Here is an 18508-nt window from a genome sequence, read left to right as displayed (position 1 = left end):
CAGATTGAGCTTGACAAACCGGCCAGCAGTTTTAGTATTAAGGCATCATCAAATCAAAAACAGCAAAGAATAAAAGTATATGAATCAAGCAATCCTTCTCCTAATCCTGCCTCTACCGGGACTGCACAGACGAACTGTGGCAGAAGGAGAAGCTTTGTCCTGAGGTGTCAGGAGTAGAACGGTTCCCGCAGCCACGGTTCACTTGAGTGAATCGTGGCTTTTTTTTTGTGATTACCACTGACATTCAGCCACCGATGGATGAAGGTGTCGGCCTTACTTGTTTCACGGGTGTCTGTGGCCTGGATGGCCACAGTCAAGCTCCCAGGGACGGGTTTATGGCGTCCCGTGAAACAAGTGAGGTCGACACCGGTTTCAATGCTGAAGATTGATGGTAATCAGATTTTTTCCATGAAGAGGGAAAGACAATGTTTACTGATAAGTTGAAAAAATATCGCCCCTATCCCACGGTCCATCTGCCCGATCGGACGTGGCCGGATAAAACGATCACCCAGGCGCCGATCTGGTGCAGCGTGGACCTGCGGGACGGCAACCAGGCGCTCGTCCAGCCCATGAACCTGGAAGAGAAACTGGAGATGTTTCAGCTCCTGGTGGATATCGGCTTCAAGGAGATTGAGGTCGGCTTTCCGGCAGCCTCACGGATTGAGCATGATTTTACCCGGTTGCTCATTGAGCGGGATCTCGTCCCGGACGATGTGCTCATCCAGACGCTGACCCAGTCCCGGGAACCATTGATCCGCAAGACCTTCGAGGCGCTGAAAGGGGCCAGACAGGCGGTGGTCCATTTGTATAACTCCACCTCGACTCTGCAGCGTCAGGTGGTCTTTGGCATGGAAAAGAAAGAGATCATCGACCTGGCGGTCCGGGGAGCCGAGGTCATCCGTGAGGAGGCGGCCAGGACCGATACCGACATCCGTTACGAATATTCTCCTGAGAGTTTCACAGGTACGGAGCTGGACTTCGCCCTGGAGATCTGCGAGGCGGTCATGGAGGTGTGGGAGCCGACTCCACAGCGGCCGGTGATAATCAATCTGCCGGCCACGGTGGAGATGTCCACCCCCAATGTCTATGCCGATCAGATCGAGTGGTTTATCCGCCACCTGAAAAACCGCGACTGTGCACTCATCAGTCTCCATGCCCATAATGACCGGGGTACCGCGGTAGCAGCCACCGAGTTGGCCCTGATGGCCGGTGGCGACCGGGTGGAGGGCACCCTTTTTGGTAACGGTGAGCGTACCGGCAACGTGGACATCATGACCGTGGCGCTCAATATGTTCACCCAGGGAGTGGATCCCAAGCTTGATTTTTCCGATATCAACCGGGTTATAGATGTCTACCAGCGCTGTACCAAGCTGCCAGTCCATCCCCGGCATCCCTATGCCGGTGAGCTGGTCTATACCGCTTTTTCGGGGTCTCACCAGGATGCGATCAACAAGGGTATGGCCGCGGTGGAGAAGGACAACTCCGGTATATGGGCGGTTCCGTACCTGCCCATCGATCCGCAGGATGTGGGCCGGACCTATGAGTCGATCATCCGGATCAACAGCCAGTCCGGCAAGGGCGGGGTGGCCTATGTCATGGACAAGGAATTCGGCTTCAAGCTGCCCAAGGACATGCACCCGGAGTTCGGGGCCATAATTCAGAAGATCAGCGACGAGGCCGGCGGCGAGCTGCCGGGCGAGGTCATCTACCACACCTTCGACCGCGAATACCTGCAGGCCGACTCGTGCTACAAGCTCCGGAGTTTCAACGTCCTCAAACGACATATCGACCATGACGAGGCCCGTTCGTCCGCCGAGGTGGAGGCGGTTATAGAGGTCCATGGGGAGGAAAAGACGCTGCGGGCCGCTGGCAACGGCCCGCTGGACGCCTTCTGCCAGGCGCTCCGGGAAGGGCTTGGCCTCCAGTTTACTCTCCAGGCCTACCATGAACATGCCCTGACCCGGGGGTCGTCGGCCAAGGCGGTAAGTTATATTATGGTAACCGACGGGGAGGGGCGGCCGTTCTGGGGTGCCGGGGTGGACACGGACATCATCGTGGCCTCGATCAAGGCGCTTCTCAGTGCCCTGAACCGGGCCTGCAGAAAGCACCAGGAGGAAACAACATGAGAAAAAGCTGCCTGGGCCTGGTGGTAGCGATCGTTATGGTGTTGCTGGCAACCTGGCCGGCGGCGGCAGAGAAGATCGGTGAGGTCTCCACCACTTTCAAGCTGGTGGGGGCCAATGACAAGATCGTCATCGAAGCCTTTGACGATCCCGATATACCCGGCGCAACCTGTTATGTCAGCCGGGCCAAGACCGGCGGTATCCGGGGCAGCCTCGGGGTGGCAGAAGACAGATCCGATGCTTCGCTGGCCTGCAGGCAGACAGGGCCTATCATCCTGCCGCCGGAGGTGGCCAGTGGCAGGGCCGATGGGAAACGGGTGTTCAGGAAATCCACCTCGCTGCTGTTTAAAAAACTGCAGGTGGTCCGTTTTTATGATAAAAAACGCAATACCCTGGTCTACCTGACCTATAGCGACAAACTGATTGACGGTTCGCCGAAAAATTCCATTTCAACGATTGTCGTTCTGCCGTGGCAGAAATAGGTCGATATCCCGGCTGCGGGATCAGTCTTCCTTGGAGACCACTCCTTCCATGGCGACGCATTCCCGGCAGAAGTCCTGACTGGTCGAGGGGCTCTGGCATTTTGTACAGTACATGCGTGCGCATCCCTTGCATTTTGTCAGGCCGGTGGTCGTGGTTTTGCCGCAGACTTCACAGGTTTCTTTCTTCTGGGTCATGGATCACCTCTTTTGTTTTGGTCTGGTTCATTGTACCATAGAGCTTCAGTGAAAATCTACTCAAATGAGGAATCTACATCGTGGTGGGGGAGAGGCGGAGATTTGACTATCGGGGTGACTGCTGACGAGGATACAGAGACGTAAGGTTACGTCTTCGCTCCATGCATCAGGGTGATATATTGCGATTTATTGTCGACCCGGACACGGCCGGACGTATGGACCGCGTCATTGTCTTGAACGACGGCCGGATAGTGGAAAAAAAGGTAGAATCCGGTGGCGTGAGCTATACGGTGGTGAAGACCTGATGGCGCACCTGGTTTTATGGTTCCGAAAAATGCTCCATTGGATCAGTGTCTGTGTGGATTGGCTCCTTATTATCGTCGGCCTTTTGCTGGTGCTCAAGGCCCTGTTTGCCATCGACGTAACCGGAGCCAGATATGTGGTGGCAGGGGCAGGCATCGTGATCTGCCTCACCGGTATCTGGTTCATCCGGCAAAGATCAGCCTGATAACGTGGAAAGAGCGGTATCCTGAAGCTTGGTGTTGTTGCCGGCTCTCAAGTACTCGAGTACATAACCCAGAGGAAGGCTGTCCGTGGAATCAGGAGGTATGCCTCCCGGCCCACGGAATCAGGATCAACGACCAACGCCGGTGTTTCCATGCCCTTTTCCTTGCTGAAAAACTGTCGACAGCGATTCGAGCAGCTTTTTACCTTCAGCGACAGGCTCTTTTTTGTCCTGAGACTGGCCACCATCGTTGGCAGTTCCGCCTGGCTGCTTTTTGCTCCGGTTTCGGTCGTCGAGTCACGGGGCTACTTCATTGCACTTTTCATCTTTATCATCTACAGCGGTGTCCTCTACGGGCTTATCTTTTGCCGGGCCGATCGCATCCGCCAGATATATGTCCTCTCTCTTGTCTTTGATCTGATTTTTGTCTACTACCTGGTCAGGCTCGAGAACCGGGTCGATAACAGTTTTTTTCTCGGTTATTATCTCCTGGTCGTGCTGCACACCCTCTACTTCGGCCGGGTTTTCGGTCTGTTTGTCACCACTCTGGCCGCCGGGCTCTATCTGCTTAATGTCCTGCCCTTTCTTGGTCAAATTCACTGGACCGCCATCGGGGTGCGAATCATCTTTCTCTATCTCATCGGCCTGCCGGCAGGCCTGATCCATGAAAAACTGAAAACAGACAAGGAAAAAATTGAACAGCTCAACGCCCAGCTCTCCGAGACCCTGGAAAACCTGGAACGGATGCAGGCGAAGCTGATAGAGAGCGAAAAGTTCTCGGCCCTGGGGCGCCTGACCGCCGGAGTCGCCCATGAGATCCGAAATCCCCTCACCGCCCTGGGGGGATTTTCCAAACGCCTGCTGGCCAGGCTGCCGGAAGGATCGCGGGAATACCAGTACGCCCAGACCATTATCGCCGAGGTCAACCGGCTCGAGGCCATTCTCCGTGATATCCTGATTGTGACCAGTAAGGGCGGTGAGCTGAACCGCGCTGATATCAACCAGGTGGTGAGGCACGCGGTCTCCTTTTACCTGGGGCTGTACGGGGGCGAAAAAAAACTGGAGGTGAGGGAGCAGTACCGTGATGATTTGCCCCGGGTCTACCTGGAACCCAACCAGGTGGAACAGGCCATCGGCAACCTGATTTCCAATGCCCTGGATTCCATGCCCGACGGCGGCACCCTGACCATTCGCACCGACATGGAAGAGGCCCGTGAAATCGAATGGGTGGTGGTTTCGATCACCGATACCGGGATCGGAATTAGCAGGAAGCAGGCCGATCTCATCTTCGAGCCTTTCTATTCCACCAAACGGATCGGCACCGGAACCGGACTTGGCCTGACCATTGTTCGGGAAATACTCGAGGATCACCGAGGCTATATCAAGGTGCACAGTGCCGAAGGCAGCGGCACCACGGTGTCGCTTTATTTTCCCTATCAGCCCGAGGAAGAGGACTCCAGGACTCCATGCTGGAAATGTCTTGGCTGCGGGGTGGAAAAGGACCCCTCGTTCCGCTGTCCTGCCTACCCTTATTTTGGCCGGATATGCTGGGCTGTTGCCGGGACCCTGTGTGCCGGCAAGGTCATGGGGACTTACGCCGAAAAGATCCGCGACTGCCGCAAGTGCCCGTTTTTCATGCGGCGCCATAATATCGCCGGTCAGGAAGGGGATCTTCCTTCCTGCCTGGCTGTCTCGGATGGGGAAGAGGACGGGTCGTAGCTCCGGGGCAGGATGTCGGGCCTTGTCGGGAGAGAATAAAAAAAGAGGCCGCTGCCTTCCTGGCAGCGGCCTCTTAAGTTTAGGCCGTATACGGGAGACTGGGTTTACCAGCTCCGGTCGTCGAGGATCTGGCCCTGGGTGGAGATGACCACCTGGCGGACCGGCACCGAGGCACCGGCATCGTCATAGGCCTTGCGCACGATCTGCAGCATGGAGGAGCAGCAGGGCACCTCCATAATCAGGATGGTGACCGTATTCAGCTTCCGGGTCCGGAACAGCTCGGTGAAGCGATCCACATACATCTGCTGGTCATCAAACTTGGGGCAGCCCATCATCACGATCCGTCCCTTGACGAAATCGTCCTGCAGCGCCCCATAGGACACGGCGCAGCAGTCGGCGGCGATCAGCAGATCGCAGTTTTCAAGAAAGGGCGCCGTTGGCGGAATGAGCCGGATCTGGACCGGCCAGTGGGACAGGGCCGAACCGATCTGGGACTGGGGGACATTGGCAGCCTGGCATGGGTTGATGGGCTGCATGGTCTTGAGCTGGCTCGAGGGGCAGCCACCAGTGGCTGCTGCGGGCTGCTCTTTCTGCTTCTTCAGCTCCTCCAGGTATTTTTCAACCGCCTCCTCATCAAACTCTTCGGCCTCGCGCTCAACGATCCTGAGGGCGCCGGTGGGACAGGAGCCCAGGCAGGCCCCGAGTCCGTCGCAGAGATTCTCACCCACCAGCCGGGCCTTGCCGTCGATGATCTGCAGCGATCCTTCGGCACAGTCGGGAACACAGTCGCCGCAACCTGTGCAGAGTTCCTCGTCTATTTCAATGATTTTGCGTACTACTTTCATGATGTCACCTTTTTGTTGTGTACTGTTTGACTGCGCGCTCCCCTGAAACGTTTCAGGGAGAGGGCCGCGTATTTTTTATTTGATATATTTTTTCAGGGCTTTTTGGGCTACAGCCGGGCCGGAACCGGTCAGAAAGTTTTCCAGAACCCTGGCAAACTGTTCTCTGGTTACCGGCTGCTCGGCATATTTCTCAGCCAGGTTGACGATCAGGTCCGCATCGTAGAGTACCTTGAAGTTGATGCTCTCCTTGGAGCGCGGACTGTGGTGATGACCGATGATGTCGCAGACCTCGTCAATGAGCTCGGGATCGGCCTTGAGTTCGGTCAGCAGCTCCCGGGCCACCGGCGGTCCTTCCTGGTGCTGATACCTGGGGGCCGAGGAGTTGAATTTACGTTCCGCCTCCCGGATGCCGATGTCGTGGAGCAGGGCCGAGGCCATGATCACGGCCATATCCCCGCCTTCGTTACGGCCGATTTCCTCGGCATACATGGCCACATCTTCGGCGTGTTTGATACGCCGGGAATCGGTGCCGAAATACCGGCGCATGGCAATGGCCAGCCGGTCTTTGAACAGGTCACCCCGGGCGGCGACCAGGTCCGGGGGCAGGGAACCCAGGCACTGCTCGGCATGGGGGCAGTAGGAGGCGCAGCCAAAATCGATCTTGGGGTTCAGCAGCCGATGGCCGCACCCGCGGCATTTCTGCTGGCTGTCATCCTTGAAGAACTCCACCGTATGTCCGCATTTCGGGCACGATACTTCAAACACATCCTCACCGCTCCAGTAGCGGCTGTCCTGTCCTGGGCATTGCATTATCTTGTTTCCAAATTGTGGTGTTCTGGTTCACACCAGTCCCGGCCGAGCACGTTTTTCCTAAGCTCTTCAAGACCGATCCGTTCCATGAACCGGGCGGTACGTACCCTCGGTCCGGCATGTCTGATGTAGAAGTTGAGGAGCCTGGTCACCAGCACAAGGACCTGGTCCTCATCCAGGTGCTCGGCCACCAGGTCACCGATTCGGGGCCGACCACCACTGTTACCGCCAAAGCTCAGTCGCCATCCCTTCTGTTCCCTGACCAATCCCACATCCCGCATCCATGACTCACAACAGCACATCCGGCATCCCGAGATCCCGACCTTGACCTTGGCCGGCAGGGGGCCGTCCAGTTCCAGGGTCTGGATTTTTTCTTTCAGGGCCACGGAGTCTCCCATGCCGTATCGGCATCCCCGGGTACCCCGGCAGGCCTGAACCATGTGAATCCGGTTGGCCGGCCGGTTTGCCGGTTCCGGGATCTCAAGTCTCTCCCGGAGAGCCTGATATTGCTCCTGATCCAAATCCGGAAAGAGGACCCGCTGACCGCCGGTGATCCTGAGCACCGGGACCTGGTATTTCCGCATAAGCCCGGTGAGCGTCTCCAGATCCTGGAGGGTGAGCATGGCCGGGTTGAATCCGGGAATCTCCAGGTGTGTTTTCCTGGTCGCGTCAGGGCGGCTGTTGTCAGTCATGAGTGGGTCGTGTGAGAGAAGGCGCGGCCGGGCAGGAGGACGCCCGGCCGCAATAAGGAGGAGGTCGTTTTCTAGCCGAGGATGGCCTTCAGGTCTTCCTCGGGGTTATCGGCAACCGGTTTCAGGTCAAAGGTATCCACCAGCACCTGCAGTACTGCCGGGGTGATAAAGGCCGGCAGGGAGGGTCCGAGCCGGATATCCTTGATTCCCAGGGAGAGCAGGGTCAGGAGGATGGCTACTGCTTTCTGCTCGTACCAGGAGATGATCAGCGACAGGGGCAGATCGTTGACATCGCACTCAAAGGCATTGGCAAGCGCCACTGCGATCTGGATTGCCGAGTAGGCGTCGTTGCACTGGCCCACGTCGAGCAGCCTGGGAATGCCACCGATGTCACCCAGATCCTTGTCAAAGAAGCGGAATTTGCCGCAGGCCAGTGTCAGAACAACGCAGTCGCTGGGAACCTGCTCGACAAATTTGGTGAAGTAGTCGCGGCCCGGCTTGGCACCGTCACAGCCACCCACCAGGAAGAAATGGCGGATGTCCTTGTTCTTGACCGCTTCGATCACCTTGTCGGCAACGCCGAGTACCGCGTTGCGGGCAAAACCGACCATGACCGAACCATTGTCCACGTCGTCGGTCCAGCCGTCCATGGCCAGGGCCTTTTCGATGACCGGGGTGAAGTCCTTGTCCTCGATATGGGTACATCCGGGCCAGCCGACCAGGCCGGTGGTGAAGACGCGGTCCTTGTACTCGTCACGGGGTTTCTGGATGCAGTTGGTGGTAAAGAGTACCGGTCCCGGGAAGTTGGGGAACTCCTTGTGCTGATTCTGCCAGGCGGTCCCGTAGTGACCATAGAAATGTTCATATTTCTTCAGCTCGGGATAACCGTGGCAGGGGAGCATTTCGCCGTGGGTGTAGATGTCGATACCCTTGCCTTCGGTCTGTTTCAGGAGCAGCTCCAGGTCATGAAGGTCATGGCCGGAGATAAGAATACATTTGCCCTTGCGGTGGCCAAGCGGAACCGTGGTGGGTACGGGATGGCCGTAGGTGCCGGTATTGGCGGCGTCGAGGAGTTCCATGGTCTTGAGGTTGATCTCGCCGGCCTTCATGGCCACGGCCACGCACTGCTCGACGGTGAGCCCCTCGGCCAGGAGAGCGGCCAAGGCTTCGTACATGAAACCGGCAACGGCGGGATCGGTCTTGCCGAGGATCGAGGCGTGGTCGGCATAGGCGGCGATACCCTTGAGACCATAGAGCAGGGTCTGTTTCAGGGACCGGATGTTCTCGTCGCTGTCCAGGCTCGGGATCAGGTTGAGCTCCTTGCCCTGCTCCACCATGCCGTCCAGGTCGCCGGCCGGAGTGAAGGTGGCTGCCGGATGATCGAAATCGGTCTTGCCGCCGGCGGCTGCGACCTTTTCCTTCATGGCCTCGCGCAGCTCCACGGTCTTTTCGAGCAGCTTGACGAAGCGCTCTGGATCAAAATCCACGTTGGTCAGGGTGGAGAACACGGCCTCCATGACGAACCGGTCGGTATTTTCATCGACAATGCCTTTCTGGCGGCCTTCATTGGCAAAAAGGGCCAGGCCGGTGAGGGCGTGAATAAGCAGATCCTGCAGGTCGGCAACGGTCTCGTCCTTGCCGCAGACACCGATGGTGGTGCAGGCGACTCCCTTGGCGGTCTGTTCACACTGGTTGCAATACATAATGTATCTCCTTTGTCTGATTTATGTCGTGTTTGACGTTATGTCAGGTTTATGTTTGTATGGTCCCATTATGCACCATCTTGCATAAGGTTCCATTGATCTATGTCAAAAAATTGTTTTTTTTAGAAAAATCTATGCCTTCAGAAAAAGTTAAGGAAATAATCGGCCGAAGTTTTCTTTTCGACGGCCTGCCCCGGGAACAGCTTGACCAGCTGGCTGCCATTGCCACCACGAAGGAGTTCAAGCGGGGTGAACCGATATTTTTCGAAGGAGACGAGGCCAACGGTTTCTACATGGTCCTTGATGGCAAGGTTAAAATCTTCAAGATGTCCCTTGTCGGCAAAGAACAGACCCTGCATATCTTTGGACCGGGCGAACCCTTTGGCGAAGTGGCCGTGTTTCACGGCAATCCGTTTCCTGCCAATGCCGTTGCCCTGAGTCGGGCCAGGATCCTTTTCTTCCCCCGGGACGGTTTTGTCGACCTGGTCACTGGCAACGCCTCGCTGGCGCTCAATCTTCTGGCCATGCTTTCTCTGCGGCTGCGGCGTTTCGCCAGTCAGATCGAGAGTCTTTCCCTCAAAGAGGTGCCGGGCCGCCTGGCGGCTCACCTGGTCTATCTGGCCGAAGAACAGGGAGATGATGGCAAGGTTATCCTGGATATTCCCAAGGGGCAGCTGGCCAGCCTGCTGGGCACCATTCCTGAGACCCTGTCGCGGATTTTTGCCAAAATGACCGACGAGGGACTCATCCAGGTGGATGGAAGGACCATCCACATTCTTGACCTGCCGCGGTTGCGCGAGATGTAAGCTGTCCACGAGGCGGTCTACTCAACCACCAGTTCCTGCTTGAGTTTGATAAAGCTTTTCAGGTGGATAAAGGTGTCGGCATTCATTTCCTGGAAATGGATGCCCATGCCACTGGCATCATGGCGGCATATCACCCCGGTGAGCGAACAGATCAGCTTGCTGCCCGGACCCGTGAGGTCGATATCCAGGGAACATCGGGTGCCAACCGGCAGTTTTTCCTCCGAGCGAATATACAGGCCCTTCAGGCTGATGTCCCTGGTGTCGGCAGTGGCCTCGAGCTCGCCGCTGTTCAGGTGGATCCGGACCCGGCTTTCAAAACGGATCCGGGTCGCCTGGCGCCGTTCCTCTACTATCATAGGGACTCCCTGTCTTTTTTGCCGGCGCCCAGGGCCAGCCGCATGTCCGGCAGGACCTGGTATCGGCCTTCGGCAACCGTTATGGCCGGAACCTGCCTGGTCTCCTCAAAGGCATCGTAACCTTCCTTGAGATTATTCCAGAAGTCGAGCCAGGGCGAACTGCGGAACTTGAACATGTTGCGGGCGGTCATGACAAAGGGAAAGACATGGACACTGAACGATTCCTGTCCACCGGCCAGGGCGGTGTGGGCCAGCAGGTAGATCTCTTCCATCCAGTAATTGGTCATGGCGAAGCAGCCCCTGGAGGAGCAGCCGCCATGGACCATGATATTGCTGCCGGTCCTGTCCAGCGAGGAGTCATAACTGTTGGGATAACCGATGTTGAACGAGAGGTGATACTGGGAGTTGGGGTTCATCTGTTCGGGGGTGACGGTGTAGAACCCCTCGGGACTCTGCCAGTCGCCTTCGTGCAGTTTCGGCCCGGGAAAACCGGAATAGGAGCAGATGGGATAGGTTTTGAACAGCTGAAAGGTACCATCCTGCTGCAGCCAGACCTCCAGGGTGCCGGGTATCTTGAAGATGCGGATGAAGATGGGCAGGCCCAGATGCATTCCCTTCTGGTCCAGTTCGGCCGCAAGCCTGGTTCTGGCACGGTCCATCAGTTCTCTGGCCCGTTCGTTGACCGGCGGGGCGGCCATCGCCCATCTGAGGGAAAAGAGAATTGTGACGGTGGTAATGAGCGCAATACCCGGCAGAAAAACAGGCGGGGAAGGATGTGTTTTGCCCATGACTGGTCGCTGGAATAGAGAATGAATTTCAGATAATATGATACACGACTATTGTATTCCCGCCACAGGTCCTTGTCCAGCGATAATCGGGGATGTGGTACCTGTGGTCGGGGTGGGGCAGAGATTTCTCTTTAGTATAATGACTTGTTTTGCCTCTGGTGCAAAGCTTTCCAGCTACTGCTCTGGGATTATGCTCTCGTGGAGGCGGTGAAAAAAGCCGGCCGGGCCACGGTTCAGCCTCCTGACGGAACGGTGGGCCTGGTTGGTCCAGAGGTGGATTGCCAAGGGGGCTGGATTTCTGCCGGTGGCGTACCGGTGACAGACCGGTGCAGAAAATCGCTTCTGTGCCGCCATCTGACCGGATCTGTCTGCTCAGGTGAAAATAGAGCTGCTGGCCGCCTTCTGGATGGCGGCCACCGCCGGGTGTTTGATGATCCGTTCCACGGAAATGGCATAGAACTGTTCCCTGACCGCATCGCTGCGGCCCACCACCGTTACATCATGAAGCTGTACCACCTCTTTCTCGATCACGGAAGGAGCGGCAAAAATCCCGTCTCCGGCCTGACCGAAGACCTTGAGCAGGGCCTGGTCGTCAAATTCTCCGACGATTTTCGGATGAATGTCCCGGGTATCGAACCACTGGTCCAGGGAACCGCGCAGGGCGGACATGGGACAGGGCAGAAGCATGGGCATTCCGTTCAATGATTGGGGAAAATTCCGGCGCACCCTGGCGGCCAGCGATTCCACTGCAAAGAAGCTCACCCCGCATTCCCCGAGCAAATGGCTGTAGGCCTTGACACTGAGTCCTGATTTGACCGGGGTATCGGTCAAGACGATGTCCAGGCCATGGACGGAAAGTTCGGCCAGGAGTTGTTCTTCCTTGCCTTCGTGGCATATGAGGCGGATCTGCTCCGGGAGCTGGAGGGCCGGCTCCAGAAGTTTGCGGACCACCAGCTTGGGCAGGGCATCGACAATGCCGACCACCAGTCGCAGGGGCCCCGACACGACGCGTCCCCGCACCGTATCCATCATTTCCCGGCCAAGGGCAAAGATCTCGTCCGCGTAACGGTAGACAATCCGGCCCATTTCTGTCAGTTCCAGGTTGCGGCCGACCCGGCGGAATAGTTTGCCGCCCAGGGCCTCCTCAAGTTTGCCCACCTGAACACTGATGGTCGAGGGGCCAGACCGAGCCGTTCACTGGCCCTGCTGATACTTTCTCCCCTGGCCACGGACCAGAAGTAGTAAAGATGATGGTAGTTGAGCCATTCCATGGATCACTTTTTTGTTTTTTAGAATAAAAGTGTCATTATTTTCTGTTTGTTGCAAGTGTATTCCTGTAGTATTCTTACGGTACAAAGTCAAGAGATATCGTTTGGATGGAGGGTATTTTGTTATTTGAAAACCTGGAATGACCAGTTCGGGACACCGGGAAGGAAATGGCAAGGATCCTGGATATGCCGATTAGGTATAAGAGAAATAATAAAACATTTCTGTTGTGCATGAACGAATTCATATACCATGGGGAATGAGCAGTTCCCCGGGGGACTTGACGACGGAGAAAGTGTTGCTGCTCCCGGGAACAGTGAACAAGGGTGGACGCGGTCGATATCCTCCGGCGGCTGGCTGGGCGGATCGACCGGCGGCAACTCATACTACAGGCTGTCTGCCCGGTTGACCCCGGGAACAGGAGTAGGGGAAGAATTCTATACAGAGCAAATCGTCCCTGAAGATGGGCCTGGGATGGATCGTGACCTCCGGAAGTGACGAGCCGGTCATCTTCAGGCGAGAAACCACCGGAGAGGATACTATTTTATGGACAGTTCACAGCTGCTTGGCATCACAACGTTTGCCTACCTTGTCTCTGCCATTATCTATATTGCCCTCTTTGTCTTTCGGGCACCGCGACTTGGTGTTCTGGCCACTGCGGCCACCACTGTCGCCCTGGGCGTCAATACAGGCGGCATCATTCTGCGATGGGTTGAATCCCATCAGATGGGAATAGGGTATGCGCCGCTCTCCAACATGTATGAGTCGCTGGTCTTTTTTTCCTGGTCCATTGCCGTTCTGTACCTGGGGCTGGAATATCTGTATAAAAACCGCCATCTCGGTGCCTTTGCCATGCCCTTTGCCGCCCTGGCCATGATCCTGGCGGAGCTGAAAAACCCGGCCATCCGGCCACTGGTGCCGGCCCTGCAGAGCAACTGGCTCATCGCCCATGTGGTCACCTGTTTCATAGGGTACGCAGCCTTTGCGGTGGCCTGCGGATTCGGGGTGATATACCTGCTGAAAAACAGGGAAAAGAACAGCGGCACCTCCAGTCCTCTCCTGGCTCAGCTTCCGGATCTTGCTGTCCTTGACGACATCATGCACAAGACCCTGCTGTTCGGCTTTCTCTGGCTCAGCGCCGGCATCATAACCGGGGCCGTGTGGGCCAATTCGGCCTGGGGAACCTACTGGAGCTGGGACCCCAAGGAGACCTGGTCGCTTATTACCTGGTTCATCTATGCCGCGGCCCTGCATGCCCGCTTTACCAGGGGCTGGGGCGGCAGGAAAATCGCCTGGTTTTCCATCACCGGTTTCGCCTCGGTCATGTTTACCTATTACGGGGTCAACTACCTGCTTTCCGGTCTGCACAGCTACGGCTAAACCGCCAGGCAAACACCATCTTCTTTTCGTCAGAGCCGGGATCACCGATTCTCTCACCGTCGATCCTTCCATTCTCCTGTGGCCACCCCGCCGCAGTGGAATGTTTTTCTCGCTCCCCGGCTGCCGACCATGTAAAATAGCCTGAAGATACCTTCATGAGCCCTGTTGTTGCGGGCTCCCTCTCTGCTTCCTTCCTGTCCTGCCGCCAGGAGAATATGGGCTCAAGTTATGGAACTCCCTCTGCTCACCGATATCGTCATCATTTTCGGGCTCTCTGTCGCTGTTCTGCTGCTCTTTCATTTCCTCCGGCTGCCACCGGTGGTCGGCCTGCTGCTGACCGGGATCCTGGCCGGCCCCCATGGTTTTGGTCTGGTCGGTGCGGTCCACGAGGTGGAGGCCCTGGCCGAGATCGGGGTTATCCTGCTCCTTTTCACCATCGGGATCGAGTTTTCCTTCAAAAAACTCATTGAAATCAAAAAACAGGCCTTGATCGGCGGCTCATTCCAGGTCGGCCTGACCATTCTTGCGGTCTATCTCGTCACCAGGATGACTGGCCTGTCCCCGGCCGAGGCGATATTTTACGGCTTCCTGATTTCCCTCTCCAGTACCGCTATTGTCCTGCGGCTGATCCAGGAAAAGGCCGAGGTGGACACTCCCCACGGTCGCACCGACCTGGGAATCCTCCTGTTCCAGGATGTCGTCATCGTGCCCATGATCCTGGTAACGCCGCTGCTGGTGGGGAGCCAGCCCGAAGCCGGAGACAGCTCTCTGCTTCTGTTTGTCGCCAAGAGCGTCGCCATTATCGGTCTGATTCTGGTGGCTGCCCGGTATCTCATGCCCTGGCTCCTGCATCAGGTCGCCCGGACCCGCAGCAAGGAGCTTTTCCTTCTAAGCGTGGTGACCATCTGCTTCACCATTGCCTGGCTCACCTCCTATGCCGGCCTCTCCCTCGCCCTGGGCGCCTTTATCGCCGGGCTGATCATTTCTGAATCAGAATACAGCCACCAGGCTTTGGGAAACATCCTCCCGTTTCGTAACGTATTCACCAGTTTTTTCTTTGTCTCCATCGGCATGCTGCTGGATACCGGTTATCTGCTCAGCCATCCTGGGATCATCCTGATTGTCTCGGCCGGAGTTCTGCTCCTCAAAGCCGTCATCGCCACCGGCGGGGCCATCCTGCTTGGTCTTCCGCTGAGGTCCTCCATCCTGGCCGGCCTGGCCATATCCCAGGTGGGAGAGTTTTCCTTTATCCTCTCCAAGACCGGGCTGGAGCACGGCCTGCTGGCCAGTCACTACCAGCTTTTTCTCGCCGTGGCCGTGCTGACCATGGCAGCCACTCCCTTCATCATTGTCCTGGCGCCCCGTCTTGCCGATCAGATCCTCAGGCTGCCGGTACCGGTACGCCTGAAGACCGGCCTCTGGCCCGTGTCCGAGCAGGAACCACTCCCCAGGTTGAGCCAGCACCTGGTCATTATCGGTTTTGGCCTCAATGGTCGCAACCTGGCCCGGGCGGCGAAGATGATCAACATTCCCTATGTCATCATCGAGATGTCACCGGATACAGTGAAAAAGGAAAGGGAGAAGGGCGAGCCAATTTTTTACGGCGATGCCGTCCATGAGGAGGTGCTCCGCCATGCCGGAATCGAGGATGCCACCGTGGTGGTGGTCGCCATCAACGATCCTGCTGCCACCCGGGCCATCACGGAAAATGTCCGCAGGCTGACCCGCAAGGCCCATCTCATCGTCCGGACCAGGTATCTCGCGGAGATGCAGGCCCTTTACGAACTGGGAGCCAACGAGGTTATCCCCGAGGAGTTTGAGACATCGGTTGAGATATTTTCCCGGGTGCTGGCTAAATATCTCATTCCCAGGGACGAGATCGATACCATGGTCACCCAGCTTCGCTCGGATGGCTATGAGATGTTCCGCAGTATGGCGGAACAGTCCTCCCTGTTTTCCGGCTCAGACCTGCATCTTCCCGATGTGGAAGTCTCCTCCATGCGTATTGAGCAGGGATCTTCCATGGTGGGGAAATCCCTCGCCGATCTGGAGCTGCGGAAAAAATTCGGCGTAACCGTCCTTGCGGTTCGCCGCGGATCCCAGACCTTTCCCAATCCCGAGGTGGACATGCCTCTGTATGCCGAGGATGTCCTTTATCTGATGGGCTCTTCCGAGGACCTGGCCCGGATCAGCACCCTTTTCGGTCGCAGTCCTGAAGGACCCGGGTGCGCCAGACCCCTCAGGACTGAATGAGGGATGCATCGTGAAGAATCCCCCTGCATGGCCAGGTCCTTACGGTTTCCTGATTGCTTCCCGGGTCGCAAATATGATAGACTTCATTTCAGGTATGTCCGGCCTGTACCCGGGGGCGTTCCTGCGGGTTCTCCGGGCTTGGCTGGTAACATTGTGGCACGTAAAAGAGACACAGGTCGGTCGTATAATGCAACCAGCTGTGGTAAAGAGCGACTGGTGGGCTCGGGGGATATTGTGACCGGAAACCCTGACCGCCAACTGGCGGCCCCCGGCCCGGGACCAATTTCATTCTCTTCTGTTCAGGCTTTCGCAGCTGTCATCCATGGATAACGACCTTCTCGATATTCTCGAAAATTTTGATACCCTCCTGGATACGGAAGATCCTCCGGAATTTCTGCTCGACCTGGCGGCCAGAGAATTTCTCCAGATCTTTGCCCTCCGGGCCGTGCATGTGCTCTTTCCCTGTGACCCGCTGGTTCCCTACCTGGTTACCAGAACCTGGCTGTCCGAATCTCCGGATCCTGTTGTCTCCGGGGACAATGACATATTCAGGGTTTCGGAGCCGGTGGCAGCGCTCCTGCGCCAACTGCTGAGCTCCAGAGGGGTGATGCATCTGGGGGCGGACAGCCCGGCAGCCCCGGACCTGGAGGCGGCGCTTGGCTCCAGTGCCCTCATGGCTGCAGTCCTGCCGACCAGATATGACCGTCCCCGGTTGCTGTTGCTTGAAAAGAGAGACCAGGAAGACGCCTGGTCCAGTCGAGAAACCCGCTTGCTGCTCTATCTTGCCCGGCGCCTCACCCAGCGTTATGACGCTCGCCTCCTGCAGGAGACAGTGCGCCGTGATATTGCCAAGCGCCAGAAGGTGGACGCCAAGCTCGAGTTGAGCGAGGAGCGCTTCAGGTCCATCTTCCGTCACTCCAGTATTTCCCTCTGGCTCGGTGATTTCTCCCAGCTGATGAACCTGTTCTCCCAGTTGCGGGAACAAGGTGTTGCCGAGCTCAGTGACTATTTCCGCCGTAATCCCGACTTTATCGACCAGGCCTTGACCGCGATCAGGATCCTCGACGTCAATCAGTCCACCCTGGACCTGTTCGAGGCCGCCACCATGGAGGAACTTGTCGGACGTATCCGGGGGATAATGACCAGGTCCACCAGGGAAGCCCTGCGGGCGGCCTTTTCGGCTCTGTTCGCCGGCAGTCGACATTTCTCCGTCGAGGCCCAGTGTTCCACCCTTTCCGGGCGCAGTATCAATACCATTATCAATATCGATGCCCTTTCCGGGCCCGATTCACACATGGCCCTGGTCTCTATCACCGATATTTCCCTGCAGAAGGAGATCGAACAGCGCTACCTGGATTCCACCCAGCAGTACCGCTCCCTGATGGAGACCGCCCAGGACGCAATCATCATTGCCGATGCCGAGACCGGGCTGGTCACCGAGGCCAACAGAAAGGCGTCCAAACTGCTGGGCAGGGAGGTCCAGGACCTGGTGGGCATGCACCTCCATGAGCTCCATCCGCCGGAGGACAGACATCTCTACCAGGATCTCTACAGTAACGGTCGGGGTTTCAGCGAGGTGCTCGGCAAACATGAGCTTTTTCTCCAGAGTGCAGACGGAAGCCGCATTCCGGTGGAAATCAGTGCCAGCACCACTGCCGTCGGCTCGCGGCGGATGGTCCAGGTGGTGTACCATGATATCCGCAGACGGCTGCTTATGGAGGAGCGCAGGCGTCTGCTGGCCACTGCTGTGGAACAGGCCGCCGAGTCGGTTATCATCACCGATGTGGACGGCCGTATCGAGTATGTCAATCCCGCCTTTGAGCAGCGGACCGGCTATACCATGGAGGAGTTGGTCGGCAAGAATCCGCGCATTCTCAATGCCGGCATGCGGGAGAAATACTATTACAAGATGATGTGGGATGAGATCAGCTCCGGTTCCACCTGGCAGGGGCGATTCATCAACCGGCGCAAAGACGGGACCATACTCGAAGAGGAGGCCACCATCACCCCGGTCAAGGACTGCAATGGCCGGATCCATCACTTTGTGGCGGTGAAGCGCGATATCACCGAGCAGGTGGTCCAGGAACACCAGGTCCGGCAGGCGCAGAAGATGCAGGCTATCGGTACCCTGGCCGGTGGAATCGCCCATGACTTCAACAACATCCTGACCGCCATCATGGGCTTTGCCGAACTGTCGCTGATGCGGGCGGTGGATGATCCGCTCCTTCGGGCCAATCTGGAGGAGATCGTTAAAGGCGCTGATCGTGCAGGGAAGTTGATAGAGCAGATTCTGACCTTTTCCCGGCAGACTGAAAAAACTGTTTCTTCCCTGCAGCTTTCGCTCATTGTCAAGGAAGTGCTCAAGCTGCTCCGAGCCAGCCTGCCTGCCAATATCGAAATCATAACCGACATTGCCTCGTCTGCCTATGTCCGGGTCGACCCCACCCAGATGCACCAAGTTATCATGAACCTGTGTACCAATGCCTATCAGGCCATCAAGGGGGTGCGGGGCATCATCCGGGTGGGTCTGCATAACGTAACCCTTGGCCCGCGGGAAGGGGTCAGCATCGGCAACTTGAGCCAGG

General features: G+C 57.2%; 16 protein-coding genes and 1 pseudogene (1 of these 17 only partly in view). 9 read left to right on the top strand and 8 right to left on the bottom strand.

Features of this window, described 5'->3' with window-relative positions:
• Positions 1-425 precede the first annotated feature (425 nt).
• A complete protein-coding gene (gene leuA / locus GF1_RS08665; RefSeq protein WP_267926134.1) occupies positions 426-2126 on the top strand; it encodes a 2-isopropylmalate synthase in 1701 nt (566 codons plus the stop codon).
• A complete protein-coding gene (locus tag GF1_RS08660; protein ID WP_267926133.1) occupies positions 2123-2605 on the top strand; it encodes a CreA family protein in 483 nt (160 codons plus the stop codon). Before leuA ends, GF1_RS08660 begins: the two co-directional genes overlap by 4 nt.
• Before the next feature lie 21 nt (positions 2606-2626).
• On the opposite strand, the gene GF1_RS08655 is transcribed toward GF1_RS08660, so the two are convergent.
• Positions 2627-2800, bottom strand: coding sequence for a hypothetical protein (locus tag GF1_RS08655; protein ID WP_267926132.1), 174 nt, complete (start codon positions 2798-2800; stop codon positions 2627-2629).
• Positions 2801-2961: 161 nt separating this feature from the next.
• On the opposite strand from GF1_RS08655, the gene GF1_RS08650 reads away from it, so the two are divergent.
• From GF1_RS08650 to GF1_RS08640, 3 genes are all read left to right on the top strand, one after another.
• Entirely contained in the window at positions 2962-3105 is a 144-nt protein-coding gene (locus GF1_RS08650; protein WP_267926131.1) for a hypothetical protein, read from the top strand.
• A 53-nt stretch (positions 3106-3158) separates the two neighbouring features.
• On the top strand, positions 3159-3308 hold the full coding sequence (locus GF1_RS08645) for a hypothetical protein (RefSeq protein WP_267926130.1): 150 nt from the start codon (positions 3159-3161) through the stop codon (positions 3306-3308).
• 150 nt (positions 3309-3458) lie between these two features.
• On the top strand, positions 3459-5024 hold the full coding sequence (locus tag GF1_RS08640) for a sensor histidine kinase (RefSeq protein ID WP_267926129.1): 1566 nt from the start codon (positions 3459-3461) through the stop codon (positions 5022-5024).
• Between the two features lie 104 nt (positions 5025-5128).
• Here GF1_RS08640 and GF1_RS08635 read toward each other — a convergent pair whose 3' ends face one another.
• The 4 genes from GF1_RS08635 to hcp form a co-directional block, all read right to left on the bottom strand.
• On the bottom strand, positions 5129-5869 hold the full coding sequence (locus GF1_RS08635; RefSeq protein ID WP_267926128.1) for an ATP-binding protein: 741 nt from the start codon (positions 5867-5869) through the stop codon (positions 5129-5131).
• A gap of 75 nt (positions 5870-5944) precedes the next feature.
• Positions 5945-6679: an HD domain-containing protein gene (locus tag GF1_RS08630; protein WP_267926126.1), complete on the bottom strand. Its 735-nt coding sequence runs from the start codon at positions 6677-6679 to the stop codon at positions 5945-5947.
• The gene (locus tag GF1_RS08625) at positions 6679-7371 is read right to left on the bottom strand and encodes a nitrite/sulfite reductase domain-containing protein (RefSeq protein ID WP_267926125.1); all 693 of its coding nucleotides are present in this window, start codon (positions 7369-7371) and stop codon (positions 6679-6681) included. Before GF1_RS08625 ends, GF1_RS08630 begins: the two co-directional genes overlap by 1 nt.
• A 71-nt stretch (positions 7372-7442) precedes the next feature.
• Complete coding sequence (hcp, locus tag GF1_RS08620) at positions 7443-9074, bottom strand: hydroxylamine reductase (RefSeq protein ID WP_267926124.1); 1632 nt, start codon at positions 9072-9074, stop codon at positions 7443-7445.
• A gap of 134 nt (positions 9075-9208) precedes the next feature.
• Between hcp and GF1_RS08615 the strand changes: the two genes are divergently transcribed.
• Positions 9209-9880, top strand: a complete 672-nt coding sequence (locus GF1_RS08615; protein ID WP_267926123.1) for a Crp/Fnr family transcriptional regulator — start codon at positions 9209-9211, stop codon at positions 9878-9880.
• A gap of 17 nt (positions 9881-9897) precedes the next feature.
• Here GF1_RS08615 and GF1_RS08610 read toward each other — a convergent pair whose 3' ends face one another.
• The 3 genes and pseudogenes from GF1_RS08610 to nhaR form a co-directional block, all read right to left on the bottom strand.
• Positions 9898-10236 carry a PilZ domain-containing protein gene (locus tag GF1_RS08610; RefSeq protein WP_267926122.1) on the bottom strand — a complete coding sequence of 113 codons (339 nt, stop codon included), beginning with the start codon at positions 10234-10236 and terminating at the stop codon, positions 9898-9900.
• A complete protein-coding gene (locus GF1_RS08605) occupies positions 10233-11024 on the bottom strand; it encodes a L,D-transpeptidase family protein (RefSeq protein ID WP_267926121.1) in 792 nt (263 codons plus the stop codon). The genes GF1_RS08610 and GF1_RS08605 overlap by 4 nt, the downstream gene beginning before the upstream one ends.
• Positions 11025-11396: 372 nt before the next feature.
• Positions 11397-12295, bottom strand: a pseudogene (gene nhaR / locus GF1_RS08600) (transcriptional activator NhaR).
• 541 nt (positions 12296-12836) lie between these two features.
• Here nhaR and ccsB point away from each other — a divergent pair.
• The 3 genes from ccsB to GF1_RS08585 all read left to right on the top strand — a co-directional run.
• Entirely contained in the window at positions 12837-13670 is an 834-nt protein-coding gene (gene ccsB / locus GF1_RS08595; RefSeq protein WP_267926119.1) for a c-type cytochrome biogenesis protein CcsB, read from the top strand.
• A 228-nt stretch (positions 13671-13898) separates the two neighbouring features.
• A complete protein-coding gene (locus GF1_RS08590) occupies positions 13899-15923 on the top strand; it encodes a monovalent cation:proton antiporter family protein (protein ID WP_267926118.1) in 2025 nt (674 codons plus the stop codon).
• 322 nt (positions 15924-16245) lie between these two features.
• Positions 16246-18508: the 5' portion of a hybrid sensor histidine kinase/response regulator gene (locus tag GF1_RS08585; RefSeq protein ID WP_267926117.1), read on the top strand. It continues 653 nt past the right edge of the window; 2263 of the gene's 2916 nt are visible here — the first part of the coding sequence; it begins with the start codon at positions 16246-16248; the stop codon falls past the right edge of the window.

This window comes from Desulfolithobacter dissulfuricans, from assembly GCF_025998535.1.
GTDB lineage: Bacteria > Desulfobacterota > Desulfobulbia > Desulfobulbales > Desulfobulbaceae > Desulfolithobacter > Desulfolithobacter dissulfuricans.
This window is presented reverse-complemented; position numbering and strand designations above follow the sequence as displayed.

Coding starts and splice junctions, on each gene's coding strand:
- GF1_RS08610 (WP_267926122.1), bottom strand. CDS start 10,236: ATGATAGTAGAGGAACGGCGCCAGGCGACCCGGATCCGTTTTGAAAGC.
- GF1_RS08655 (WP_267926132.1), bottom strand. CDS start 2,800: ATGACCCAGAAGAAAGAAACCTGTGAAGTCTGCGGCAAAACCACGACC.
- GF1_RS08625 (WP_267926125.1), bottom strand. CDS start 7,371: ATGACTGACAACAGCCGCCCTGACGCGACCAGGAAAACACACCTGGAG.
- leuA (WP_267926134.1), top strand. CDS start 426: ATGTTTACTGATAAGTTGAAAAAATATCGCCCCTATCCCACGGTCCAT.
- hcp (WP_267926124.1), bottom strand. CDS start 9,074: ATGTATTGCAACCAGTGTGAACAGACCGCCAAGGGAGTCGCCTGCACC.
- GF1_RS08650 (WP_267926131.1), top strand. CDS start 2,962: ATGCATCAGGGTGATATATTGCGATTTATTGTCGACCCGGACACGGCC.
- GF1_RS08640 (WP_267926129.1), top strand. CDS start 3,459: ATGCCCTTTTCCTTGCTGAAAAACTGTCGACAGCGATTCGAGCAGCTT.
- GF1_RS08615 (WP_267926123.1), top strand. CDS start 9,209: ATGCCTTCAGAAAAAGTTAAGGAAATAATCGGCCGAAGTTTTCTTTTC.
- GF1_RS08605 (WP_267926121.1), bottom strand. CDS start 11,024: ATGGGCAAAACACATCCTTCCCCGCCTGTTTTTCTGCCGGGTATTGCG.
- GF1_RS08630 (WP_267926126.1), bottom strand. CDS start 6,679: ATGCAATGCCCAGGACAGGACAGCCGCTACTGGAGCGGTGAGGATGTG.
- GF1_RS08590 (WP_267926118.1), top strand. CDS start 13,899: ATGGAACTCCCTCTGCTCACCGATATCGTCATCATTTTCGGGCTCTCT.
- GF1_RS08635 (WP_267926128.1), bottom strand. CDS start 5,869: ATGAAAGTAGTACGCAAAATCATTGAAATAGACGAGGAACTCTGCACA.
- ccsB (WP_267926119.1), top strand. CDS start 12,837: ATGGACAGTTCACAGCTGCTTGGCATCACAACGTTTGCCTACCTTGTC.
- GF1_RS08660 (WP_267926133.1), top strand. CDS start 2,123: ATGAGAAAAAGCTGCCTGGGCCTGGTGGTAGCGATCGTTATGGTGTTG.